Origin of the sequence: Jeotgalibacillus sp. R-1-5s-1, from assembly GCF_004405105.1 — a bacterium.
GTDB lineage: Bacteria > Bacillota > Bacilli > Bacillales > Jeotgalibacillaceae > Jeotgalibacillus.
On sequence record NZ_SORW01000044.1, the window covers coordinates 111,422 to 135,721 of the forward strand.

A 24,300-nucleotide genomic window follows, 5' to 3' on the forward strand; every position below is an offset into this window, starting at 1 on the left:
CAAAACATATTCCTGCTCAACCTGACATCATTTTGCTGATTTCAGCTGGCAGTGTTTCAATCTGGTCTTTTTTAATAAAGCGTTCACGAATCAGATCTGCAATTTCAGCTCTTTCGCTTTTCGGCAGATCATAAATCGAATTCGGCTGAATCAGGTAATTTTCAAAATCAACTACGCTTCCCTGAACGTCTAATGCAAAATCAGTCACTGGTTCGTTGGAAGCTACATCCATTGCACGTATATAGGTGCTGATTTTTTGTTCAAAGACAAGACGATCACGTTCATTCGTAACCTCCTGGTCCACTAAAAAACTAATTTCATCACCATATCGCTGCAAAATCCGGTCTGTTTTTTCGTTAGCATTTTGATTAGATGTAACACCATAATAAATTGATCCTGCTGCAACTATTGCGAAAAAAATAGCCGCAACCATTAGTAAGCGGTTCACCATATTTAAAGTCCCTCCTAAGATTACGCCGAACCTTTCTCAAAATGGTAACGTATTTGTATAACTGATGCAAATAATGGAAAACTCGACTAAACATATTAAAACAATAAATGGTAAAATAAAGTCAGGAAAGCTCATGGAAGGAAGTGTTTTCATGAACGAGGAGAAGAAAAGTAAGATTGAGACGGATGATGGCTGGAACAGAGCGTTGTACGGCACACCGACAATTGGTGGGGTTATTGTGGTTGTAATCATTGCGGCTTTTTTAATTTTTAAATAAAACGTATGTATACTAGCGCTATCCTTTCATTGGATAGCGCTAATGTGCTTTTTTCTATCTGAAAGTAAGCAATACGAATGGTCACAGTGATGAAAAATAGATTCATTTAGGTCGCAACACATACGGCTTAACCTTAAAAAAATTATGCGTTTAAAGGTACATAAAAACGTCTGAAACTGTACACAAAGAATACAAACTATTCTACCAATTCCAATTGCTTCCTCTCTGCCTTATGGATATTCTAACCATATAGAGGCTGAAAAGGGGGCAGGTTGGTATGGTGATGCTGGAAGCGAGTCAGCTAACAAAGGTATACGGGAATGAGGAAACGGCCACGCCGGCTTTAAATGGGGTTAATTTGTCAGTAGAAAAAGGTGATTTTATTGCGATTATGGGTCCGTCGGGGAGCGGGAAGTCGACATTGCTGAATATACTTTCAGGTCTCGATCAGCCAACATCCGGCAAAGTAACCATCGCAGGTGAACCACTTGAAAATCTTAAGGGGGATGACCTGGCGCTGTTTCGCCGAAGAAAGCTTGGATTTGTTTTTCAGGATTTTAATCTGCTGGACAGCTTAACCGTGAAGGAAAATATCATCCTTCCCATGATTCTGGAGAAAAAGGAACTTGGCGAGATGGAAGAAAAGGTTCAGGAGCTTGGCGGTCTGTTTGGTATTGGATCGATTTTAAACAGTTATCCTTATCAAGTTTCAGGAGGCCAGCAGCAGCGTACGGCGGTGAGCCGTGCGATGGTGAATGAGCCGGGCATCATTTTGGCTGATGAGCCGACAGGCAACCTGGATTCAATGTCCTCTGAATCCATTATGGAATGTTTTGAAAAGGTGGTCCGGGAAATGGAGACGACAGTTATTCTTGTGACACACGATGTCTTTGCCGCCAGCTATGCCCGGGAAGTGGTCTTTCTAAAAGATGGCTCCATCCACTCCACCATTCAAAGAAGCGGAGACAGGGAAACATTCTTAAGACAAATTCTTGACGCGCAAAGGGCTTTCGGAGGGCGAACTCATGCCCTTTAACCGGATCGTTTGGAAAATGGTAAAGGCGGATTTTCGAAAATACCTGTTTTATTTTTCTTGCAACACCCTTGCAGTCGCATTGTTTTTTCTGTATGCCAGCATCTTTTATAACGCGGATGTTGATAGGGAAAAGCAATTTGAATCCATTAATTATACGCTGGCAGTACCCGGTATTGCACTGATTGTCTTTATCGTATTTTTCGTCAGCCAGGCTCACCAGTTGTTTATTAAACGCAGAAAAGCTGAATTCGGATTGTTCCGCACACTTGGTATGACGAATCGTGATGTGAGCAGGCTTCTCGTACTGGAAAATCTTTTTGTAGGTATTCTATCAATCGTAGCTGGCCTATTGGCAGGTGTGTTGTTTTCGCGGATGTTTTTCTATTTGATGTCGAAAATTTTAGGGATTGAGGCTGTAAGTTTTGGTCTTAACAGCCAGATGTTCAGCGCGACGATCTATGCTTATGCTGCCGTTTTTACCGTGGCAGTGTGCACTTCGCTGTACCAGATTCTGAAGAAAAATCTCGTCGATTCATTAAAAAGTGACCGGACAGCTGAACACATTGCCTTACAAAGTCCACTCCTCGGCTGGATCGGTGTCACCGTTCTTGCAGGGTCGATTATAGGTTTATACGTAACCTATACCGGACCGAACGGCGGTGATTACCTGATCCTCTGGACGATTTTTGCCTTTTGCGGCTTGTATTTCTGCCTCAGCCAATTTTCTGACGTTGTCCTTCAAGCTATAAAAAGAGATGAGAAATTATTTTACAAACATATTTTATCAGTAAGCAGCCTTGATTATAAATTCAGGCAACTGACATCAACACTGATGCTGATTACAGTCATGATCATGATCACCGTCTTATACGGAACGATGATCCTCTATACGTATCAGGATGCTGCTCAAAAAGTAGAGGATGATCATCCGTATGATCTTGCTTTTCTGGAGGCAGACGGCAATAATCCTCAGGAACTTTTGCAGGAGGTCCTTGGAAACGAAGTACAGACCCATGATCGATTGCCCGTTTTTACCTTTGCCCAGCAAGACCCAATCGCCGGCTGGATGAATACATACCATTTAGTATCTGTTGAAGAATATAGTCGGCTGACTGGTGACTCGGTTCAGCTTGAAGACGATGAATACGTCCATCATATTAATCAACAGCTATCTGATCCATTAGAGAACTATGATTTTACAATAACATTTCCGGATATAGAAGGCATCGAACCTTATCAATTGGCTGAAACGATTACTGAACAGGATTTTAACCAGCTTGGAAGCGAATTTATATTGGTCAATCAGCAGGAATACGATGAGTTGAAAGGGAAACGGAAAGGTATAGAGGGCACTTTACATTATGTGAATCTTAACGACTGGGAATCTTCATATGATCCTATCACGAACCTGGAGCGATCATTCGACTTGACCAACAAAGGAAATCCGTCACCTATTGATGGCGTGCGGCATGAACAACTGTTTCATCTTTCTTCTAAAATGGAGGCATCCGTGATCAACGAACAAACAAACGGCATCTCCTTTTTCGTCACAGCCTTTCTAAGCGTCCTGTTTCTCATCGGTTCATTCGTCATTCTCTACCTGAACCTATTTTCAGGCATCGAAAAAGAGAAACGGAAATTTGAGCATCTACATCGTATCGGATTAACAACACCTGAGATGAAAAAAGCGATCACAACAGAACTCATACCGATCTTTTTCATCCCATCCATTACAGGCATCACCGTGGCTCTGCTCTTCATCATCGCGATAAGCACAGACATAGGTGGCATTTTGCAAAATCCGGAAGTCATCACCTACTTCCTCATCATCGCCCTGCTTTACCAAAGCATTCAGCTCGTATTTTATCTGTACGCAAGAAAACGGATGGTGACAGAGCTGATGTAGACTTGGGGTCAGACCCAAAGTCTGCACTGAAAGGAGAATGAACATGAATCACGAAGAAAAGTTATCAGGCGGCAATGTATCAAGCGTATACCGTGCTGGCAATACAGTCAGACGTTCACTGAAGCCGGAGAGTTCAAAGGTCCATCAATTATTGAGGCATCTTGAGAAAAAGGAATTTACGCAGGCTCCGAGGTTTCTTGGTATGGATGAAAAAGGAAGAGAAGTATTGACTTTTATAGAGGGTGAAGCGGGAAATTACCCTTTGAAATCTTATATGTGGTCAGACGAGACACTTGTTGGGATTGCACGAATGCTGCGGGGATATCATGATGCGGTCAGCGATTTTCCAATTGACGATTCCTGGCAGCCGATTGATTGTACCCCTGAACCATATGAAATCATTTGCCACAATGATTTTGCGATCTATAATCTGATTTTTGATCAGGAAAAGCCGGTTGGGGTGATCGATTTTGACAACGCTGGACCGGGTCCGCGGCAATGGGATGTGGCCTATGCGCTTTACACATGTGTACCATTGAGCCGTCTTTATCATACAGAAGCAGGAGAGGCCGTTCACTACTTGCCAGAAGACGCAGATCGGATCAAAAAACGAGTCAAATTGTTTTATGAGGCATACGGCAATGACAAGCCTGAGCAGGACATCATCAACACAGTCATCCTCAGACTAGAAGGCTTATGCAGGACCATGCACCGAAAAGCAGCAGAAGGTGATCCAGCCTTTCAAAAAATGATCGACGAAGGCCATGACAAACACTATCAGGCAGACATCCAGTTCCTTCGCGAGCACGGGGTGGAATGGGTGTAGCGTTCAGGGACAGACCCTTAGTCTACGTTGAAAGGAGAATTCCATGAGAATCATTGATACAGCAACTGATTTTGTGGAGAACTATGAATCGACACTTGATTATTTGAATCGCTTTTATAAGAAGCATGAAGAGGAGTACGCATTTTATTTTGAACGGCATTGCCGGAATGTTGTAGAGAAGAAGCACAAAGCGCTTCTTCTACATCCTGAGAAATTAGATGAAATACTTCCGATGAGGGATATCTTTTTTGAAGAGATTGATTCGATCACGAAGGCTTACGAGGCGATGTTGCCAGTGAGGTTCACGCAGGATGTTCATTTGTTTGTTGGTCTATATGGCAGCAATGCTTTTACATACCGTCAGTACAATCCTGAAGTTGGCTTCTGCCTTGAGAAGCTGTCTGGTGAACGGACGCATATACAGGTGATTGTTGCACATGAATTCGGTCATGCAGCACACCACATTTACAATGACACGTTCGGAACTGACTGGGAAAAGGTGGACTGGATGAGCCCGCTCACCTGGCTTTTGCAGGAGGGAATCGCTACGTATTTGTCCAAGCAGGTCGTACAGGCGGACTTTGATGAGTATTTCGCTTATGAAAAAGACCAGGAATGGATGGACTTTGCGGTGGGAAATGAATCTCTGATTGCTGAGAGATTCTTAGACGATCTGCAAAGTGGGGAAGACATCTTTAAGGAGTGGTTTTCGATCAACGGAGGCGCACACTTCGGCTTCACGCGGCTTGCTTATTACCTTGGCTATAAAGTGGTGGAGAAACTTGCTGAAAAGTATTCCATTGAAGAACTTTTGACGCTTTGGGTGAAGGAAACGTTTAAAGAAGAAATGTTGGATGAACTGCGGGGATTGCTTTAACCAAAGCGCAATAGACAGGTGGATACAATAAAGGGAATGAGGAGATAATATGCTTTTTACAATCACGATTTGTGCTGTTGTGATCGCTATTTCGTGTCTATCGATGGATGGAAAGTTGAAAAAAATTAAAGAGCAAAACAGTGAAATGATTAGTCGTTTGAAGGATAAAGAGAGGTAGAGATTAGGTGCAAATCCCAAATTCTACATTCGTATATAATAATGTAGACGTCTACTTTTATGTTATTATAAATGTAGACAATTAAGGAGATGATATGATGCGAACGAATGATGTTGTGATTGATAAGGTGAAAAGCTGGTTAAGTGATCATAACAAGTCATATCAATGGCTGGCAGATCAGCTTTTGATTAGTAAGTCATTGGTTGGTCATATGTTGTCGGGTGAGCGTACGCTTCAGCCTGAACGCATCAGGCAGCTGGCTGACTTAATGGATGTCTCAGTGATGGAGCTGGTCTCAGAAGGGGTTCAAGATGAAAATTTGAGTGTCAATCTGAGAGGTAGCACATCAAATCGGCGTTCAAAAAGGGATCTTGAGCATTTACTATTTGCCATTGAAGATTATATCGGACTGGCAGAGCAGGTGAGAAAATGAATGAGCGAATGAAAGCTGAAAAAGTAGCGGAGGCATTTGCATCAAGCTTTCTTGATGAGGCAATGAGTCATGATTTGTTTATAGGATCTCACATTGAGCGCTTACTAGCTGATTATGTCCATGTCATTTATCAGGATGTAGACGATCCAGCTTATTTTGGAGCATCGATCACGCATAAAAGTGGTGAGCAGTTTGTTGCTCTTAACACTTTCCATTCGCTGAGAACAAGATACTTCACAGCAGCGCACGAATTATGGCATTTAACTGAGGGGAGTTCATTACAGGACGACTCATTTGATCATGAAAGAGCAGCAGATCGTTTTGCTGCGGCGATCATGATGCCGTCTACGTTAACTAAAACTTTATGGCAAAAGTTCAAAAAACAGTACAGCGCAGAAGAAGCCATTTTACACATTGCGGATATGGCAGAGGTTCCATATGTGTCAGTTGTTCGCAGAGTAAATGAGTTAACTGGTTCCGTTCCTTTTCTAAAAAGAAAAGAAGAAGAATGGAAGCAAATACGAGATCAATCAGGCTTTCCTGCATCTGCGTTAGACCTTCCGAGCAGGGATACGCGTTTTTCGTCATATGAAAAAATCATTAAAAAATACGTAGAACAACAAAAATTGGACGAATTAACGGCTGCCAATAAGTTAACTAGCTTTGCACCAAAGGTAGCTGAACGTTACCAGGCGTATGTTTTGGATAGGAAAACGGATGATGAAGCGTGAAGGGAAGGTGTTCGTTGATGCCAATGTCCTTATTCACGGAGCAGGTTTTCGATCAGCAGATGTTTTTGAATGGCTGACAGATCTATATGAGGATATATTGATCCATCAGGTCATTCTAAGGTCTGTCTAAAAGATAAAGACAGGAAAAGAGTCGGCTTTTTGCTTTTAAAAACTTAGCGAACAACCATCCTCTTACGCATCCACCTCATCCAAAACCACACGATAATAAAAAATAGCAGAGACAGAATCAGCGCTAAACCCATATTAAATACCCATGGGATGGTGCCCATGAATACTTCAGCTGCAGCAGATTGAAACCAGATGAAGATTACGATGACCAGCACAATGTCTGTTGCTAAAAAAGTTAGGAATGCTCCGGCAAGCGAACCGTACTTTTTTAATGTCCTTTTCCCGAAAATAAAGCTGCCGGTTCCTGCGATTACTAAAAACAGGTAGAACAAAAAATCCACAGGCAGTTGCATTGGAGCACCCCAATCTGAATAGTTTGTAGTTGAATTGATTTTACCATAAAAAGGTTGTTGTAAGCTTATTCTCTTACAACCTTCTCAAAAAATGATTGCCCATATTTCTCCAAAGTGGTAAACTCCTTCTAACCAGATAACAGCGTTGATAAGGAAAGTAGACAAGAGGTAGTTTGATAGAGAGCTTCTGATGGTGGAAATGAAGCAAATGATCCTTGTTGAAAATGGCCTTTGAGCTTCGTACCGAACAATAAAGTAGGCTACGACGAGATGAGCACTCGTTACAACGGCGGCAGTATGAATACGTACTGACAGAGGCACATAGTGTGAGCTGTGTGTAAATTTAGGTGGTAACACGAGCATACTCGTCCTAATCGATACTTCGATTAGGGCGTTTTTTTATTTTTAAGGAGGAGATGGGATGAGTATTTTTGTTGGGGGAGCCTGGCCTTATGCAAATGGTTCTTTACATGTCGGACACATAGCAGCTTTAATACCGGGGGATATTTTAGCGAGATATTACAGACAGAAGGGCAAGCCGGTGCTCTACGTTTCAGGAAGTGATTGTAATGGTACGCCGATTTCTATCCGGGCGAGTCATGAAGGAACGACGGTTGAGGCGATTGCAGATCAGTTTCATGAAGAGTTTGAGGAAACTTTCCGTCAACTGGGCTTTACATACGATCTATATACGCGGACGGATAGTAAACATCATCATGAAGTTGTACAACAAATGTTTCTAAAGTTGCTGGAGAAGGGTCATTTGTACAAAAAGACAGTTGACCAGGCTTATTGTTCGAACGATGAACGCTTTTTGCCGGATCGCTTTGTTGAAGGGATGTGTCCGAATTGTGGAGCGAAAGCGCGTGGCGATCAGTGTGATCACTGCTCGCAAATTCTTGACCCGTTGGATTTAAATGAAAAGCGCTGCAAGCTTTGTGGAAAAAAACCTGAGATCAGAGAAACGGTTCATTTTTATTTTTCATTCAGTTCGTTTCAGCAGAAGCTTGAACAGTATGCAGCTAAATCTAAAGCTGAAAGTACATGGCGTGATAATGCGCTTCGGCTGACCAAACGGTATTTAGCTGAAGGTGTTCCTGACAGAGCCGTCACCCGTGATTTGCCAAACGGAATTGATGTGCCGATTCCGGGATTTGAGGGCAAAAAAATCTATGTCTGGATTGAAGCGGTAGCCGGTTACTATACGGCGAGTCTTGAGTGGGCAAAGATTAACAACGAGGATGCCTCAAAATTTTGGTCTGAGCAGACGACGTCGTATTATGTTCATGGAAAAGATAACATTCCATTTCACTCCATCATCTGGCCTGCGATTTTGATGGGGATTGACAATCCTGCCCTACCGACACACATCATTTCAAATGAATACATGACGCTTGAAAAAAGGAAAATTTCCACGAGTGGTAACTGGGCTGTCTGGCTGCCGGATCTGCTAAAAGCCTATGATCCGGATTCTATTCGCTATTTCCTAACAATCAATGCGCCGGAACAGCGTGATACCGATTTTTCATGGCGTGAATTTATTTACAGCCATAACAGCGAGCTTCTTGGAGCCTTTGCCAATTTCGTCAATCGAACGCTAAAGTTTATTGATCAGTCTTTTGATGGAAAAGTGGAACGGCATCTGATCGATTCAGCGCTACATCACCAAATAGCAGCTCTTTATCATCAAGCCGGTGTCCTGATTGAAAGAGGTGAGATCAAACAGGCGTTGGAGACGATCTTTGCTTTCATTCGAGACGCAAACCGCTACTTTGATCAACAGCAGCCGTGGATACACGTGAAAGGTGATCGAAGTCACGCTCAGTCTACATTAACAAACTGTGTATTTATCATCCAAAATCTTGCGCAGCTGTTACATCCATTTCTGCCATTTGCATCAGAAAAAATTGAAAAAATGCTGCAGAAACCTTTAAAAGGCTGGTCAGTTGTAGAATCGCTGCCTGATTACGTTCACGATGTTCAACCTCTTTACAAGCGAATCGATACGAAACAAATTGAAGAGGAGAGTGCGAAGCTGGGGTAGAGGTGTGTTCTGTTTTTGTGGAAAGGGAATGTACTATTTGAAAAAATGAATCGGACATTGAATGTAACATTTTATGGATGATACAATGATGTAAAAGAATAGGAAATAGTGCAGCGTGAGATTTATTAAAAAACACCCCTACATAACTGGTTCATTAGTTGCTTTTGTGACACTGCTGATTTTAATCGCATACTTCATTTACTGGGCTTTTTTCAGTATTGCACGGTTAGAGCCGGGTGAGTTGATTGCTGAAGAAACGTCACCAAACGGCGAATATACCGTTAAAACCTATCTGAATAACGGTGGAGCTACCGTCGACTTCGCGGTGCTGGGCGTTCTTGAATTTGAGAATTCTTTTAAAGGATCGAAAAACATCTACTGGCAGTATGAAACAACCGAGGGAAATATCGAATGGCAGGATGAAGATACAGTCAAGATCAACAATATTGAGCTTGATGTGCCAGGTGAGGAATATGATTACCGTAGATGAAGGAAGTGACCCTAAGTCTACACAGTGTAGGGAGTGAAAGGAGAAAAAATGAGAAAGGTAATCTATTTGTTTTTTGTGGTGATGATTTGTTTTATCGTTTTACCAACTGCATCATCTGCAAATGATGTGTCGAGTAATGATGAGATTAACGAAAGATTAATAGAGCTTGGTTTTAAAGAAGAGTATATCAGTGTGTTAAACGAAGAAACGAAATTATCTATTGCGAATGAGGATGCAGCTGAAAAATTGTTGTTTTTTAAACGGAACGGACAGGTCATTTATGATGAAGGAAACCTTGATGATCCTATGCCTGATCGTGAGACGGGAGATATAGCCATTAATGTCGTAGCGATTGACCTTGGCATGGAGGATGGAAGCCGGCATATTAAGCTGCTGGGCGATTATCAGTGGTCAGACATGCCGTTTTTTAGGTTTGAGGATCGGTTTTCGTTATCATGGGACAGCAGATGGTACGGTCAATCATGGGGCATGAGTGATATACAGGATTTCAGCGGGTACTTCAGCAAAGAAAATGAACTGACCAACCCTGCCCATGAAAATAGAGGATCCGGAGTTGAATTTGCTTACGATCTGAAAGCAGGTGCCTCAGCTGCTTACGGCACAGCCATTGCCTACCTGATCGATAACCAGCCGGGCTTGGATGAGCCGGTTTCCTTTACAGCGTTTGATGCGTCTTATGAGCATTTTTTGCCTTTTCAATCAGAGGAATTGGGTCGTTATTAAAAGATTTTTTTGTATGTTTGTTGAATGTAAGGTTAGCACAATGCAAGGAGAGCATAATGGAGATTCAAATAAAACCAACTGGTGAACAATTAAAAATGTGGGTTGAAGGGTATATCCCAGAGAAAGATTTTTTCTTTGTAGATGAAAACATGGTTGCTGGTTTGGAAGAGGAACTTTCAGGTGCAGAGATTTTCACGCGGACGGCGTTTTTTGAAACTAGAGAATACGACACGTTGGATTTAAACAACAGCTTGATGTACTGGGCTTTGTCAAAAGAAGTCAGTTATGTGGTGATCGCTCCTGCAGAGTGGCTGAGTCAATTATCGCTGGAAAAGCAGGTGATTCTTTTAACGTCTCAAACAAAAATGCGTCAAGGCATGATTTTTCCATCTAACATTTTCCCGTCATCCGCTGCAATACCGGATCACCATTTGCATGCTGGTTATGTGGTTGTTCAGCGAGGCTTGTGGGAATCCTTTTCCTTTGAAAATCAAGTTGAAATTCTATCAAATTATGCTCAACTCTGGGATGGCTGGACTGCGGAGCCACTACCTGAGCAGAGCCCTTTACATTTAGCTAAATATGCAAATACCTTTAACGCCACGCATCATGGAAACTGTTTGGCTGCAACTATTTTTGCTATGACGTCTGATGAAGATATTATTCAACAGTGGCTTTCTCAGGAGGACTTTGTAGAGATAATTAAATCTGAAGGCTATCAGGTAATTAATGAAAAGCCAGACCTGGAAGATATATCAGTCTGGGTAAATGAAAATGAAGTTATCCAGCATGCAGCATTTTACCTCGGAAATTCTCTTTACTTTAATAAAAACGGTCAAACGTATTTTAATCCTTGGACGATTTGTAAGGAAGAGCAATTGTGCAAAGAGTGGGAACATCTGGACAAAAGAACGTATCGCAGGCGTGTAGAGTAAGGGACAGAACCCAAGTCTACACTCTCTAAAATGAGGAGGGGATCATGATGAAGAATAAATCAGTTTCCGCAGAACAGCGTCTGGAATTATTGGATATACTTAAAGTCCGATTTGAAGATCATATGAATCGTCACCCTGATCTGAATTGGTCGGATGTACTGAAAAGAATTGAAGCTGATGAGGACAAGCTCTGGTCACTAGGTGAGATGGAACGGACGGGTGGGGAGCCTGATGTGGTTGGCGTTGATGAGTCGACTGGAGAGTTCATCTTTTTTGATTGCTCTCCTGAAAGTCCGGCTGGCCGCAGAAGCGTGTGTTTTGATCGGAAAGCACTGGATGCGCGCAAGAAGAATAAGCCTGAGACGAATGCGATGGATCTCGCAGCTGAAATCGGGATTGAGATGCTGACGGAGGAACAATACCGTCATTTACAGGAGCTAGGAAGCTTTGATCTGAAAACATCAAGCTGGGTTCAGACACCTGATTCGATTCGTAATCTTGGCGGTGCACTCTTTTGTGATCGCCGCTACGATACGGTATTCGTTTATCATAATGGCGCGGATTCGTATTATGCAGCGAGAGGATTTCGTGGTGTGTTGAAGGTTTGATGAAAGCACGGGAACTTCTTGTTCTCGTGCTTTTTTAGGTAGGTGCTGAAGTGATGGAATCATGTTTTGAAATGAAGGAATCACGCAGCTGGAAAGATGGAATCCGTTCGTGAAATGAAGGGAAAAAAGGGCAGCGTAGCCCTTGTGATTGAATTAATTTCCAGAAAGAAGGAATAAAATTTTCAAACGAAGGAAATAAAATCTCAAAAGATGGAATGACCTTCGTGAGTGAAGGAATCTCGTCTTACCGCCTCCGCCACGCAAACTATACCAAGCCAGCACCTCACTGCAAATTCACCCTGTACTCAATCATCGACCCGCGTTTACCAGCCCACTCCTCAGCTCCTTGCCGGCCAACTTCTTCAAAGCCCAGCCGCTCAAACATCTTTCTCGAGCGCACATTATGCTCATGGGTTTCAGCATTTAACATCTCCACTCCAAGTGTCACAGAAGCATGATCCATCAATCGCTTAGCAGCACGAAATCCGATTCCCTGACCCCAAAGCGTGCTGTCGCCAATCGCAATCCCTATTTCCGCGGATCGCTCTGTAATACAAGCCAGATCAGCGTAGCCAATCAGCCTGTCATCAAGGGTAATGCCTAACCGCATAAAATCCTCTGATTCATTCGTTACACAGGTTTCCCACCACTTTAACAACTCATCCCGGTCACGGTAAGCCGGCCATTCATTCGCTGAGCAAAACGCCTCATCCCTGCTCCAGCGCAGGACTTCGTCGAAATCTGTAAGTTTAATAGGACGTAATTCGATTGTCTGCATTGATATTCACCTCGCTTTTAGAAAACGTTTTAAAACAACGATCAGTACAATTAATACAATAAATGTAACTAAAATAGATCCAACAAAGTTTGACCAAGATGTGATAAAAATGGAGCAACAATCTCCTCCATACCGATGAGGTAAAGGGGGGTCAATCAACGGATTACGGAGCTCTGCAAAATGAAATGGAAGGCCTGTCTTCATTGGGAATGCTGTTGCCAGCTCTTCCTCAGTCTCAATCATTTGTCCAGTCATACCTGTCCATATAACAAAAAGAATAGAGAAGATCAGACTGCCCAAGCCCACTATGAGTTTGGATTTCATGAGATGCCCCTTTTCTTCTAATCATACCTCAATTCGCTCTCACTTAGATTCTCAGATTCATTCGTGTATTTTAAACTAAAAACAAATCCGATCAATCCAATACTCATTAATAGAAGCCAGGGAATGATTGAATCCGCATGCTGCTGAAGTAATAACGTTCCAATGAAACTTCCTAAAGACGCACCGATCGCAAAAGAAAAATCGCTAAATCCATAATAGGCTGCCTCATTTTCACCCTTTGAGAACAACGAAATCACGAAATCTGATGAAGGAAGTATCATCGTTTCACCGATTGTGAAAATAATTACGCAGAATAACAGCCAATAAGGGGTTCCGTTTGCCATAATCAGAAAAAATGAGAGTGAGGTAAGGAGAAAGCCAAACCTAATTAATATAAGTGGAGACAAGTACTCGAACGCTTTCTTAGCGAAAAGCATTAGTGAAATACCTGTTATTGCATTCACTGTAATGACATAGCTGACCCATTGCTCACTTTGCGTCATGTTGTACATATGCACAGGAAATACAACAGTCAGCTGGACAAATAAAAACCAGTAAAAGATCATCGTAAAACAAAAGAGGAGGTATGGTTTGTTATGTAAGATCTTTTTAAAATTAATCGCTATTGAACCTGAATATAACGTTCGTTTTGACGGGGGTACTAATTTGATTTGAACAAAGGCAAGTAGTAAAAAAATGATACTGCTGATGACAAATGGGATTGTGGGGCTGATTGAAAACAACATTCCTCCTAACAATGGCCCAACCGCAGCGCCTGCATTCAATCCCATATTTAGATAGAAAAAAGAACGTCTTTTATTTTCTGCATGCTGTTGAGCAGAAAAGAAAGCGAGAGCGGAGGGTTCGTAACACGCTGCACCAAAGCCAATGAGAAAAGAAGAAAGGGCAATGAATTCAAAATTTCCGGACAGAGCTAATCCTAAAAAACCTGCAGAGCGAAGAAGTAAGCCTGACGTCATCATTGTTTTGTAGCCTATACGGTCTCCTAACAGTCCTGTGAAGAATGGGAAAGCACGTGATGATAAAGTCAAAATTGAGAGTATGATTCCAGTTTCGAAGCCGTTAAGTCCTATTTTGAAAGTCAAATAGACCGCTAAAAAAGAGAAGACCGCAAAACCTGCCAGATTTAATAGGAAAGCTGAAAAGATAACGACCCTCTGTCCAGTTGCCTGCATGTTTTATACCTCCTGTACAAATTGTAACCATCTATTATTTTAAGTGGTTACATTGATTGTATGGTATACTCTTCCATAAGGCAACCTCTAAAAGGAATAGGTGGTTACGATGAGTACAGAAACAGAGAAGTTAGTATCTTTTTTGAATACCTGGTCCGTATCAAATTCTACAAGGCAAGCGCAAGAAGTGCTTCATGATGAGTCAGCATTAGTCAATTTTGCAATGGAGCATTTTCAATCTGATTCAGGGGAATCCTTACATGATGCCCTCTCTTTTAGGAATCTAGTAAGGGAAATGCTGAAAGAACATGATTTTACTGTGTTAAATACTTTGATCGATGAGCAGATAAAGTTCGAGGTTCATGCCATAGAAAACAAGTATGCACTAAAACCCGTTGCTCTTAAAAATAGCATGACTGCAAACCTGCTAATCATTATAGTTCAGCTTGCACAAGAACAGCAGCTCCACAGATTGAAAATGTGCCCTGACTGCCAATATGTCTTTTTTGATGAGTCGAAAAGCGGGACGAAAAAGTGGTGTAGTATGACGAAACAAAGTGAGAGTGGACGCGCTTGCGGGACGATTGCGAAGGTGCGGACATATAGGCAAAAAAACCATTCTTAATCAAAATAAATTAGGAGGTATTTTTCTTGCAACACATTTTAGGTACAATACCACATTTATTAATGGCCATTTTAATTACAATACCTTTTATTAAAAACAAAAAAGGTACATTAATAAAAATCATTATGACTTTTGCTCTGTCATGTGCAGTTGTTTTGACGCCTGATATATTGAAATTTTTCGGCTTATTAGCTGGCCATTCTTTATTTTTCTTCCCTGTTATTGTAGGTTTATATTCAATATGTTATCAGATAGCTATAGGTCAGATGGAGAGCAAGTCAGTGATGGTTATGTTTAGTTTTATACTGATCATTGGCCATATTATGCTCGATTTCTTTGGCAATGGTGCACATTTGTTTTATCCTTTCAGTGAAGAGGATTTAAATTTCAGTATCATTGATAAATTTGATCTCACATTAATCGTTTATCTGCTGATCCTCACAACAGTAGTGATAAAATTTAACCTGAACAGACAAATACTCTTTGTGGGGTTGTTATTACTAGTTATTTTTAGTGGGTTGTCTGCCGTTTCCAAGCTGCAGTTAGAGAAGCAATTGTCTAAAGAGTACAATGATGAAGAGGTTGAACTGCTCATTACATATCCTGAAAATGCAGTGACATGGAATTATCAAGTACGCACTCCTAATCGCATCATTGTAGGAACAGCAGATAAGTTCAGAAATACAATTGAAATAGATGTGGTGACAGAGTTTCAAGAGTAAACACTCAAGCTATAATGCTTGTGTGTTTACTCTTTTCTCAAGCCTACTCTCGACCCCAACTCTCCGCCAAGCAACCACAATCCCAGCAACACTTATCACCATCACCAAACTCAGCACATTAAAGCAGACCATAATCAACTCCGCAGAAACTAATCCTGTAAACAATCCGAGCAGAACCATTCTAAGCATGAGCCCGATCGTTCTAAATAGGCCGTCGATCCGTCCAATCATGTGGTTTGGAATCTGATCCATCATAAACGAATTTCGTGCGACACGGGTGCCGCTGTTTCCTATGGCGATAAAAAACATGAGTGCGAGAAATACCGGGATATTGACCAATAAGACGAGTGAAATCGCTAAGGTGTAAATGATCATACCGTAAATCATCGCTCGGCCCGGTCCTAACTTCACCATTACAAGAGGCATGATCAACCCTGCTGTGACAGCACCTATCGCATACATCATCTCCTTAATACCATAAATGCTACCTGAGGCCTTGAGCACCTCAGCCAGGTAAACCGGGAACATGTAATTGGTGACCATGACGCCGATAAATGGCATGGTTGTCAGCAACAGAACGTAAAACAGAGCCGGCTGGTTTTTGATATACGTATAGGCGTTTTCAGTTGAACGAGTTGCTTCACTCTGATTCTTTTTAGAACGCTTTATGTAAGGGATTCTGATAAATAATAGGATGGCTGCCATATAAGCTGCCACATTTAGCAGGAGAATCTGGTGGATGCCCCAATTGACCAGCAACAAACTGGCGACTCCACCAGCGATGACGCTCGACAGCTGACCCTGAACCTCCATGGTGCCATTGAGTGACTTGTACTGACTGCTCGTAAACAGCTCCTGGTTCAGCGCAAACATCGTCGGATAGAAAATGGTGTAATACAGACTTCCGGTGAAATAAATAATGATATAATGCCACGTTTCAAATGATAGTCCCAAAAAGCCGCTGAATGAAAAAATGCCGATGACAATCAAACTCACAATCTTACTGATTAAAAGTAGATTTTTACGTGACATCCGGTCAATAAGTTGCCCGATGAGTGGCGTGATAATGAAACTAATCGCCGTCATCGTGAGCGTAATATAACCAAAAACCTCACTGCCATTTTCGCTCGTCACAAGCAGCCAGGGGATGGCGATCATGGTAATGCCGGAGCCGATCGATGAGGCGAGATTTGCCAGTAAAATCAGCCGAAATCTACTATCTCCAAATAAATTCTTCATGTTAAAAACTTCCTCTCTTTATTATAATATTAACTATAGAGGAAGAGGGAAGATGTGTATTCAGCCTGATTGATGAATGTGAACTCATCCAAAAGTCTTGGTATTATTTGTGTTGAAGTGACTAGATCAGTAACATTAGAATATATCAAATATTTTTATAGGGAGAAGATAAATGATGTTCTTTAAAGGCAATCATCACGAGGAAGAAAATCGTTTCGTCGTTAAATCATTTCAAAGAATACCTGATTACGGAAGAATAACCGTATTTGTCGATACAGAGACTGGGGTGCATTACATACATACGTGGATGGGCCAGAGCGGAGGCTTAACGCCGCTGCTGGATGAAAACGGAGAAGTGGTTGTAGAGAAGCCGGAGTGATCCGGCTTGAATTTTATCTTCACGCATCTTCTTCATCGTAGGGAAAGGGCTGACGATTATTTATTTATTTAATTGCCTCACCACATTTAAAATGAGATAAAAAATAACTGAGCAGGCTGTCGAAGTGATCAAAAGAAAAAGTGACGCATACGGAGCTTCAAGTAAAATGATAATGAACACTCCTGATAGTATCCCTGCAACAAAATACAAAAACAAAGATCTCATTATACTTGAAAGTGAAAAATGAGTATTAACAATCCTGTCTATTAAAAGTGAGACAGGGAATCCAATCACCATTAGAAGTGTCAGGGTGAGAAAAAACAGGAACGTTGAATTATCATAACTGTAATTGGAAAATGCATTCAATCCGAGTGTCATGAGTATCGCAGTAAAAAAAGCAGCAATGGACCTTCTATATAAGTCTTTCACAATTCCTACTGTCATCATGTTCACATGTCTTCTCTTTTCTCATATTCTCCTAATACTTCACTAATCACGTACGTAAAAAGTAAAATAAGTCCTCCAGCCGTCATGAATACGTATTTTCTAATTTCATAAGTGACAGGCTCTACATTCTCAGATTGCCACCAGCCCTGCATCCATCCGAAAATGATCATAAATATCCCGAAAATAAATAAAACATTACAAAGCTTTTTTGATCTTCTAAACATGTTAGCCCCTATATCTTAACAATTTATAATTAAAGGGTAACATACTTGTTGGAAGGAAGACATGACTGTTTGAAAGGCTCGAAAGCTGTTTTGCTCTCTTGAGTAAATCTCAAATCTAAGGATACAATTACCGGGAAAGTTCATTTTCCTGAAAGTTATTGTGTTATGATGACTTTACCAAAAAATGCTTTTAATTCGTATGCTTATTATCGATCTTTGAACAATATCAAAAAGAAAGGTGTATAAACGTGACGATGACAAAGTTAATTGAACGTATAGAAGCGATTTGTATCAGTCATTTTAGTTCGAACTTGAAGAAAAAAGTAGAGGGCTTCTTATGGTTATTAAAGCGAAAAAGATTTCATCAAATTTATGGTGTGATAAAAGAGAATGAAATCAACGCCATTGCCTTCACTTGGCAAAACGAATTCCATCCACAGGCAGAGAAAATAAGTATGTTTGCAGATGAAACCATTGGGCCTGAAACCATCAAAGAATTGATTGGAAAGCTGATTCATCACACTCCGGATACAACGGCAGACCACTTTGTTTGTTCAGTGCTGAGTGATGAATCCATGATCATAGACACATTGAAAGAAAATCAATTCCAGTTGATGCGAAAAACATACATGCCCAACTGGGAAGTGAGCGTTCTATTAGAGAAGCTCGAAGCATTAAACACGGTCACCCACGGTGTGTATTCTCTCAATAAAATTTTGAAGGACGAGCAACACAAATTATCTTTTATTAAGATGCTGAAATCTGACTACACGCAAAGTCATTTAGTTAGTCCGGTGGCTGAAAGATCGCTTGAAGAGTGGGAAGCGCTCTTGCTGGATGGGGAACCGGATTTACATAATAGTTTGGTTTACATAGAGAATGATGTGATAAGAGGCTACATATTGCTGCACCCTGTAAGTGACAGGCATTATGAAATTGGCTGGATTGGGTCATTCGAAAAGGATATACCGATGGAAGTACTCAGAGGCATTTTTAAGGAACAGTTGATCAGACTGCGGGATAAAGGAATTCAGACAGTGGAAGCAGAGGTCGATTCTACAGATTTGCTGGCTTATGAGTTATTTAGCTTCGCTCATTTTAAAGGTGAGCCTTCATGGGACAGCTATAAACTTGTATTTTAACGCGTCGAGAGTGCAGTCGCAGCGATACAATCCACTTCTGAATCAGTACATATCTATTCTGAAACGTTACAATAATCGATCGTAACAGGACAAAATAAAGCGGTTGGAAGGCTAGCGATACAATAAAATGTTGAAACGATGAAATAAAAAGTTCAAACAGTACAATAAAAACCCGGAACGATTAAATAACTCCCGATAACGATACAAAAGCACCGGTGCTTCCTGACCGCCCCTATCATTACCCATGTGACGCGGACCAATCACCTGAAACCAACGATCGAATTCCGCGTCAAACAAGCTTTTCACCCGCAAAATCTCAACTAGAAAGGACTCACCAGACATGATATTAAACAAGATCATTAAACACTTCGGCCTGCAGACGCAATCAATCAGTGATGTGGCCGACTCGCACAGTTCAACTGTTTATAAAGTGCTCCTTACCAATGGAGAAACGGTATACATAAAGATTCCGTTCAATATATTGAAGTTTCACCGTGAGATTAAGGCTTACAGCATTCTTGAAGGGCGGATTGCGGTTCCGCGTCTGCTTGATGTGTGGGAGGGCGACGATGAGACAATCGGAGCGCTGCTGCTGTCGGAGCTTGAAGGGCAGCCTCTTAAGCCGAAACTGTCAACTTTACTGGCATATGAAACGGGTGTTTATCATGCTTCAATGCATGCGATTCAGCCGCCGCAGGGAATGGATCTGACGAATATAGATAATGAGTTTCCGAACTGGACTGCATTTTTGGATCGGATGTTCTACGGTTTTGCAGAGGATACGAAAAAAGTGATTGATCCGTTTTTATATGAAGCGGCTATTCAGAAGTACGTTGAGATGAAAAACGATCTTCCAGCTCCGGATGGGCCAAGCTTTATTCATATGGATTTTCGACCTGCAAATATTTTAGTGAAGGATGAACGGGTGATGGGTGCCATTGATTTTGAAAGTGTCCGGTTCGGGGCAACTGAGATGGACTTTTCCAAAATTCATCGCGATTTTTTAAGTCTGGATCCATCTCTTTATCAGGCGTATCAGGATGGTTATCGGAGTATTCGGCCGTTGATTGATTTGGATCAGGTGCTGATTTTTTACCGCTTTACAGATGCGTTTAACAGTATTGGCTGGTGTCAAAGACGCGGGATTGATCAGAATAGAGACTTTTATGAACAAAACCTCGGGATATTGAAAGAGGAATTAAACGTATACAAATGAGAATGAATAGAAATATTTTTCAGATAAATCACATTTTTTCGCAAAAAAGAAGGATAAAAGTCCTTTTTTGTCTAATTAGTCTGTTGTAACTATCCAATTTATGCCTGGGAGGGTTAATCATGGATGTGCAGCAGAAGGTAACAGACGATTTAGTTGTGAATGCCATAGAGGATAATTTAGCGATTATCAGGTTTGATGAAGATCGCAGGGTAGCCTATGTGAATAAAATCTTCGCGAAAACGGTTGGCTATGAGATCAGCCAGCTGGAGGGTATGTATCATCGTGATCTGTGTTTTAGTGAATTTGCTGACAGTCGTGAGTACGAGCAGTTCTGGCGTGATTTGTTTAAGGGTAAAACATTTCAGGATAAAATTGAACGAAAAAACGCTGCAGGAGAGTCTATTTGGCTGGATGCGACGTATATGCCGGTGTTCGATGAGAATAAACGTAAAGTAGTGGGCGTGACGAAGATTGCCACCGATATTACCGAGAGATACCGTAATGCTAAAGAGATGGCAGACGATCTGCGTGATATGTCTGATCAATTGAATCAGCGATCAGCACATGGTGTCATCCGAAGTCGCGAGCTTTTGCAGAAAATTGATCATATCACGACGGTTTCATCAGACAATTCTAAGACCCTCACTTCGTTAAACGAAAAGACCGATGAAATCAGCGGGATTGTCAAAACCATCAGTGAAATCGCCAGTCAGACAAATCTGCTGGCCTTAAACGCTGCAATTGAAGCGGCACGAGCAGGTGAGCATGGCCGCGGTTTTGATATTGTGGCAAAGGAAGTCCGGAAGCTGTCAGCGAGAGTAGAGCAGTCAATTGGTGAGGTAAGGGAAACGGTGAATTCCATTACGAGTGAAGTGGAGAAGATCACAACAGGTACTCACACGGTCATGACCAGCGTGACAGAAAGCCAGGATCAGATCAAAACGACAGTGGAAGACTTTGAAATGATCGGTTCGTCGGCTCAACAGCTGGATTCAAAATCGAAGCAATTTGTGCAATTGATTTAAATTGTCAGTCCAACACGAAATGAACAGGTCATTTTACTAACGTCTACTTGAAAACTGGTGGAGGGTGAAATGGTCTTTTTCGCTTGCAGTTAACTGCATCATCTTTATATGAAAAAGAGCAGGGACGACGCCCTGCTCTTTGTTAACTCAGCTCTTTTGCAAACATTTCCTGCATATCACCAGCGGGTATAGGGCGACTGAAATAGAAGCCTTGCATACAATGACAGCCTTCCTGCATCAGGCGGTCGATCTGCTCCTTCGTTTCAACGCCTTCAGCAATGACCCTGTAATCCAGCCTTTTGGCTAGGTGAATTATGGTTGAGTTTAAGGCGGCGATGTGCGGAACCTGAGTCATGTTCTCAACAAACGACCGGTCGATTTTAATGCAGTCAATCGGGAAATCCTTGATGTAGCGCAGTGATGAGTAACCGGTCCCGAAGTCATCAAGTGACAGGCTGATGCCTAAAGCTTTGAGTTCGTGCAACTTCTCAATATCATGGGCCTGGATCAAAGTATGCTCTGTCAGTTCAATCTCCAGATACTTTGGCTCCAGGTGTTCCTCTTCCAACATGGATTTCACCATTTGAACAACGCGCGGGTGCTGAATCTGGCGGATGGAGAAATTCACTGCCATGGTGATGTCATTGCCCTGATCATGCCATTTTCTCAGCTGCCCCAGTGCCTCGCGAAGTACCCATTCACCAATTTTTAAAATCATGCCGGTTTCCTCAGCTAGTGGAATAAATTTATCAGGTGGGACTTTACCAAGCTCGGGATGCGTCCAGCGAAGAAGCGCTTCTACGCCGGTAATCTGCTTATTCTCATAGTCGACTTTCGGCTGATAATAAACTTCCATCTCATTTCGCTCAACGGCCTGATAGAGAGCATTCAGTAAATTAGACCGTTCAATATTTTTCTCCATGAGCATTCTGGTGAAGTAGTGATAGGTGCCGCCTTGTTCTTTAGCCACATACATGGCGGTGTCTGCATTGCGAATCAGATCATCTTCATTTTGAGCATCATCCGGATACATACTGATGCCAAGGCTTGCACCGGTAAATAACTCATGTTTACCAATGTGTATAGGGTCTTTCAGAACATGAAGAAACTGTGCCGCGATTTCATCCAGTTCTTCCGGATGTTCTACTTCCTCCACTAAAACAATAAATTCATCGCCACCAAGTCTTCCGACCGTAATCCGGTCACTGACAAGCGTTTGGAAACGCTCTGCCACTTCGCAAAGAACCCGGTCACCAATCGTATGACCATAGGAATCATTGATCAGCTTGAAACGGTCAAGATCCAGAAACATCACGGCTAGTCGATGCTTTACAGGATCAATGTATTTTAATGCATTTTTGATTTTCTGAACCAGATAAGTCCGATTTGGCAACCTTGTAATCAGGTCATAGTAGGCCTGATTATGAATGCGTTTTTCCATTTGTTTGCGTTCTGTCACATCACGAAAAGTGACAACGACACCATTATGCTGATCCCCATTTTGAATCGGCGTAGAGACGTATTCAACATCAAAAACCGCGCCGTCTTTTTTGGCGAACTTTTCATTTACAGAGTACGCTTTTTGACCTGTTAGTAAGGACTGGTGAATCGGAGAGCTCATATTTTCGTAAAGCTCCTGCTCGTTTTTATAATGAGCAATTACGTCATCCTGTGTCTTGCCGACAAGCTCTTCAAGATCATAGGCGAGCATGGAAGCAGCGGTCGGGTTACAAAATGTAATAACGCCATCTTTGTTAAGTCCGTAAATGCCTTCTCCGGCAGAATTTAAAATGGATTCGTTCTTTTTGCTGAGTAGTCGGAGATCGTCGTTCATAGTCTCAAGAATCTCATTTTTTTCCTGAAGCTCACGTGTGCGATGTTTGATAATCTGCTCTAGTTGCTCAAGGTGAATCAGATTATCGAGTACCCCCGCGGTTGCCCCGGCAATCGAGATGGCGAGCTTTTGTTCGGCGTCTGTGTAACAGCGGGGGCCATCGAAGCTGACGACACCAAGTGTTCCAAGCACCTCGCCACGTGAAATAAGTGGCAGTGTATACATGGACCTGATTCCAAAACGCTCAATCGCTGTTTTGTTGGGTCTTGGATCATTAATGGCATCCTCAATTAATAAGGGACGTTTTGTTGCAATGACTTCTTTGAAGACAGGGTCATCCTGGAAATTCACTTTAACCTCGCGATGAACCTGAATCCAGTCTTCTTCCTTCCACTCGCTGTCAGCTGACAACCGGTGAGGGGAGGGGGTCTGCGTTTCAATATCCTTCAGGTGCGCGCCGACGTTCGGATTGTTCAGCGCCTGACCGACATATCGGAAGCTCGTTTCAAGTGCTTCCTGTACGGTCAAACAGCGCGACAGGTCATTCGTTGCATCAAGCAGCATCTGCTTATCTTTCAGCAGTTTTTTTGAGGCAGTAAATAATTCAGTGTTTCGAATCGCCACCGCTGCCATCATTACGTAGGATTCTATTGCCTCAAGTTCCTCTTTGTTTAAATGAAGCGGCGAGCTGTAATCAAACAGAAAAACAAGGCCATAAAAAGAGTTCTCGAAATAAATAGGCATCCCAAAAACCGATTTAATTTTAAATAATTCAATCGGAATAGGGTCCGGCCGGGAATCTTTACTTGTATCCGGTATATAAATGCTCTTTTTCGTCTGAACAATCTCGGCTGCAAACTGGTCATTTTTCAAATCAATCACCATTTTATCAAGTGTAATACCATTAAAATTATCCGGTTTCCCGACAAAACCCTGAAACTGATCCTTTGCAATCGGCAAATAAATGCCCACTGCATCACACCTGACAATTTCTTCGGAAATAGCCATGACGACCTGTTCAAGCACTGACTTCTTATCCAGCTTCAAATGAATCATCTTTGTAATTTCGGCTAACCTTGAGTAACGATCATGGTGCATTTGTTTCACCTCTCTCAATCTTTATATGTTGAG

29 protein-coding genes and 1 other annotated feature are annotated in these 24,300 nt (G+C 41.9%); of the genes, 20 read left to right on the top strand and 9 right to left on the bottom strand.

What is annotated here, in order from left to right; translation table 11 throughout:
* Positions 1–16: 16 nt before the first annotated feature.
* Positions 17–451, bottom strand: coding sequence for a hypothetical protein (locus E2491_RS13315; protein WP_134376109.1), 435 nt, complete (start codon positions 449–451; stop codon positions 17–19).
* 151 nt (positions 452–602) lie between these two features.
* On the opposite strand from E2491_RS13315, the gene E2491_RS17745 reads away from it, so the two are divergent.
* From E2491_RS17745 to E2491_RS17540, 9 genes are all read left to right on the top strand, one after another.
* Complete coding sequence (locus E2491_RS17745; RefSeq protein WP_256369355.1) at positions 603–728, top strand: hypothetical protein; 126 nt, start codon at positions 603–605, stop codon at positions 726–728.
* A 277-nt stretch (positions 729–1,005) separates the two neighbouring features.
* Complete coding sequence (locus E2491_RS13320) at positions 1,006–1,764, top strand: ABC transporter ATP-binding protein (protein WP_134376110.1); 759 nt, start codon at positions 1,006–1,008, stop codon at positions 1,762–1,764.
* Positions 1,754–3,670 (top strand): FtsX-like permease family protein, encoded by a 1,917-nt coding sequence (locus E2491_RS13325; RefSeq protein WP_134376111.1) that lies wholly within the window; start codon positions 1,754–1,756, stop codon positions 3,668–3,670. The genes E2491_RS13320 and E2491_RS13325 overlap by 11 nt, the downstream gene beginning before the upstream one ends.
* A 43-nt stretch (positions 3,671–3,713) precedes the next feature.
* Positions 3,714–4,496, top strand: a complete 783-nt coding sequence (locus E2491_RS13330; RefSeq protein WP_371414479.1) for a phosphotransferase — start codon at positions 3,714–3,716, stop codon at positions 4,494–4,496.
* A 43-nt stretch (positions 4,497–4,539) separates the two neighbouring features.
* The gene (locus E2491_RS13335; protein ID WP_134376113.1) at positions 4,540–5,373 is read left to right on the top strand and encodes a DUF5700 domain-containing putative Zn-dependent protease; all 834 of its coding nucleotides are present in this window, start codon (positions 4,540–4,542) and stop codon (positions 5,371–5,373) included.
* 49 nt (positions 5,374–5,422) lie between these two features.
* On the top strand, positions 5,423–5,551 hold the full coding sequence (locus E2491_RS17750) for a hypothetical protein (protein ID WP_256369356.1): 129 nt from the start codon (positions 5,423–5,425) through the stop codon (positions 5,549–5,551).
* 94 nt (positions 5,552–5,645) lie between these two features.
* The gene (locus tag E2491_RS13340; protein WP_244093958.1) at positions 5,646–5,984 is read left to right on the top strand and encodes a helix-turn-helix domain-containing protein; all 339 of its coding nucleotides are present in this window, start codon (positions 5,646–5,648) and stop codon (positions 5,982–5,984) included.
* Positions 5,981–6,715, top strand: a complete 735-nt coding sequence (locus E2491_RS13345) for an ImmA/IrrE family metallo-endopeptidase (protein ID WP_134376114.1) — start codon at positions 5,981–5,983, stop codon at positions 6,713–6,715. The genes E2491_RS13340 and E2491_RS13345 overlap by 4 nt, the downstream gene beginning before the upstream one ends.
* On the top strand, positions 6,702–6,845 hold the full coding sequence (locus E2491_RS17540; protein WP_166805886.1) for a hypothetical protein: 144 nt from the start codon (positions 6,702–6,704) through the stop codon (positions 6,843–6,845). Before E2491_RS13345 ends, E2491_RS17540 begins: the two co-directional genes overlap by 14 nt.
* Before the next feature lie 43 nt (positions 6,846–6,888).
* On the opposite strand, the gene E2491_RS13350 is transcribed toward E2491_RS17540, so the two are convergent.
* Positions 6,889–7,197 (bottom strand): hypothetical protein, encoded by a 309-nt coding sequence (locus tag E2491_RS13350; protein WP_134376115.1) that lies wholly within the window; start codon positions 7,195–7,197, stop codon positions 6,889–6,891.
* Positions 7,198–7,333: 136 nt separating this feature from the next.
* Positions 7,334–7,573 (top strand) — a binding site (T-box leader).
* Between the two features lie 45 nt (positions 7,574–7,618).
* Between E2491_RS13350 and metG the strand changes: the two genes are divergently transcribed.
* From metG to E2491_RS13375, 5 genes are all read left to right on the top strand, one after another.
* Positions 7,619–9,241, top strand: a complete 1,623-nt coding sequence (gene metG, locus E2491_RS13355; RefSeq protein WP_134376116.1) for a methionine--tRNA ligase — start codon at positions 7,619–7,621, stop codon at positions 9,239–9,241.
* Positions 9,242–9,356: 115 nt separating this feature from the next.
* On the top strand, positions 9,357–9,731 hold the full coding sequence (locus E2491_RS13360; RefSeq protein ID WP_134376117.1) for a DUF5412 domain-containing protein: 375 nt from the start codon (positions 9,357–9,359) through the stop codon (positions 9,729–9,731).
* A 48-nt stretch (positions 9,732–9,779) separates the two neighbouring features.
* A complete protein-coding gene (locus E2491_RS13365; protein WP_134376118.1) occupies positions 9,780–10,475 on the top strand; it encodes a hypothetical protein in 696 nt (231 codons plus the stop codon).
* 56 nt (positions 10,476–10,531) lie between these two features.
* Positions 10,532–11,410: a hypothetical protein gene (locus E2491_RS13370; RefSeq protein ID WP_134376119.1), complete on the top strand. Its 879-nt coding sequence runs from the start codon at positions 10,532–10,534 to the stop codon at positions 11,408–11,410.
* A 47-nt stretch (positions 11,411–11,457) separates the two neighbouring features.
* The gene (locus tag E2491_RS13375; protein WP_134376250.1) at positions 11,458–12,018 is read left to right on the top strand and encodes a DUF4256 domain-containing protein; all 561 of its coding nucleotides are present in this window, start codon (positions 11,458–11,460) and stop codon (positions 12,016–12,018) included.
* A gap of 283 nt (positions 12,019–12,301) precedes the next feature.
* Here the strand turns inward: E2491_RS13375 and E2491_RS13380 are convergent, their stop codons facing one another.
* The 3 genes from E2491_RS13380 to E2491_RS13390 are packed head-to-tail and all read right to left on the bottom strand — an operon-like array spanning position 12,302 to position 14,316.
* Positions 12,302–12,796, bottom strand: coding sequence for a GNAT family N-acetyltransferase (locus E2491_RS13380; RefSeq protein ID WP_134376120.1), 495 nt, complete (start codon positions 12,794–12,796; stop codon positions 12,302–12,304).
* Between the two features lie 6 nt (positions 12,797–12,802).
* Entirely contained in the window at positions 12,803–13,120 is a 318-nt protein-coding gene (locus E2491_RS13385; protein WP_134376121.1) for a hypothetical protein, read from the bottom strand.
* 17 nt (positions 13,121–13,137) lie between these two features.
* Positions 13,138–14,316: an MDR family MFS transporter gene (locus E2491_RS13390; RefSeq protein WP_134376122.1), complete on the bottom strand. Its 1,179-nt coding sequence runs from the start codon at positions 14,314–14,316 to the stop codon at positions 13,138–13,140.
* Between the two features lie 109 nt (positions 14,317–14,425).
* On the opposite strand from E2491_RS13390, the gene E2491_RS13395 reads away from it, so the two are divergent.
* Positions 14,426–14,941, top strand: coding sequence for a CGNR zinc finger domain-containing protein (locus E2491_RS13395; protein ID WP_134376123.1), 516 nt, complete (start codon positions 14,426–14,428; stop codon positions 14,939–14,941).
* A gap of 26 nt (positions 14,942–14,967) precedes the next feature.
* Complete coding sequence (locus E2491_RS13400; RefSeq protein WP_134376124.1) at positions 14,968–15,663, top strand: hypothetical protein; 696 nt, start codon at positions 14,968–14,970, stop codon at positions 15,661–15,663.
* Positions 15,664–15,672: 9 nt separating this feature from the next.
* Here the strand turns inward: E2491_RS13400 and E2491_RS13405 are convergent, their stop codons facing one another.
* Positions 15,673–16,902, bottom strand: coding sequence for an MFS transporter (locus tag E2491_RS13405; RefSeq protein ID WP_134376125.1), 1,230 nt, complete (start codon positions 16,900–16,902; stop codon positions 15,673–15,675).
* A gap of 172 nt (positions 16,903–17,074) precedes the next feature.
* Between E2491_RS13405 and E2491_RS13410 the strand changes: the two genes are divergently transcribed.
* Complete coding sequence (locus tag E2491_RS13410; RefSeq protein WP_208528075.1) at positions 17,075–17,281, top strand: DUF6440 family protein; 207 nt, start codon at positions 17,075–17,077, stop codon at positions 17,279–17,281.
* A gap of 60 nt (positions 17,282–17,341) precedes the next feature.
* On the opposite strand, the gene E2491_RS13415 is transcribed toward E2491_RS13410, so the two are convergent.
* Both E2491_RS13415 and E2491_RS13420 read right to left on the bottom strand, forming a co-directional pair.
* A complete protein-coding gene (locus E2491_RS13415) occupies positions 17,342–17,728 on the bottom strand; it encodes a hypothetical protein (RefSeq protein WP_134376126.1) in 387 nt (128 codons plus the stop codon).
* 2 nt (positions 17,729–17,730) lie between these two features.
* Positions 17,731–17,952: a hypothetical protein gene (locus E2491_RS13420; protein WP_134376127.1), complete on the bottom strand. Its 222-nt coding sequence runs from the start codon at positions 17,950–17,952 to the stop codon at positions 17,731–17,733.
* A gap of 248 nt (positions 17,953–18,200) precedes the next feature.
* Between E2491_RS13420 and E2491_RS13425 the strand changes: the two genes are divergently transcribed.
* The 3 genes from E2491_RS13425 (at position 18,201) to E2491_RS17800 (ending at position 21,335) form a co-directional block, all read left to right on the top strand.
* Entirely contained in the window at positions 18,201–19,094 is an 894-nt protein-coding gene (locus tag E2491_RS13425) for a hypothetical protein (protein WP_134376128.1), read from the top strand.
* A gap of 340 nt (positions 19,095–19,434) precedes the next feature.
* Entirely contained in the window at positions 19,435–20,310 is an 876-nt protein-coding gene (locus tag E2491_RS13430) for a phosphotransferase family protein (protein ID WP_134376129.1), read from the top strand.
* Positions 20,311–20,429: 119 nt separating this feature from the next.
* Positions 20,430–21,335, top strand: a complete 906-nt coding sequence (locus E2491_RS17800) for a methyl-accepting chemotaxis protein (RefSeq protein ID WP_166805887.1) — start codon at positions 20,430–20,432, stop codon at positions 21,333–21,335.
* A 142-nt stretch (positions 21,336–21,477) separates the two neighbouring features.
* Here the strand turns inward: E2491_RS17800 and E2491_RS13440 are convergent, their stop codons facing one another.
* On the bottom strand, positions 21,478–24,267 hold the full coding sequence (locus tag E2491_RS13440) for a bifunctional diguanylate cyclase/phosphodiesterase (protein ID WP_134376131.1): 2,790 nt from the start codon (positions 24,265–24,267) through the stop codon (positions 21,478–21,480).
* Between the last annotated feature and the right edge of the window lie 33 nt (positions 24,268–24,300).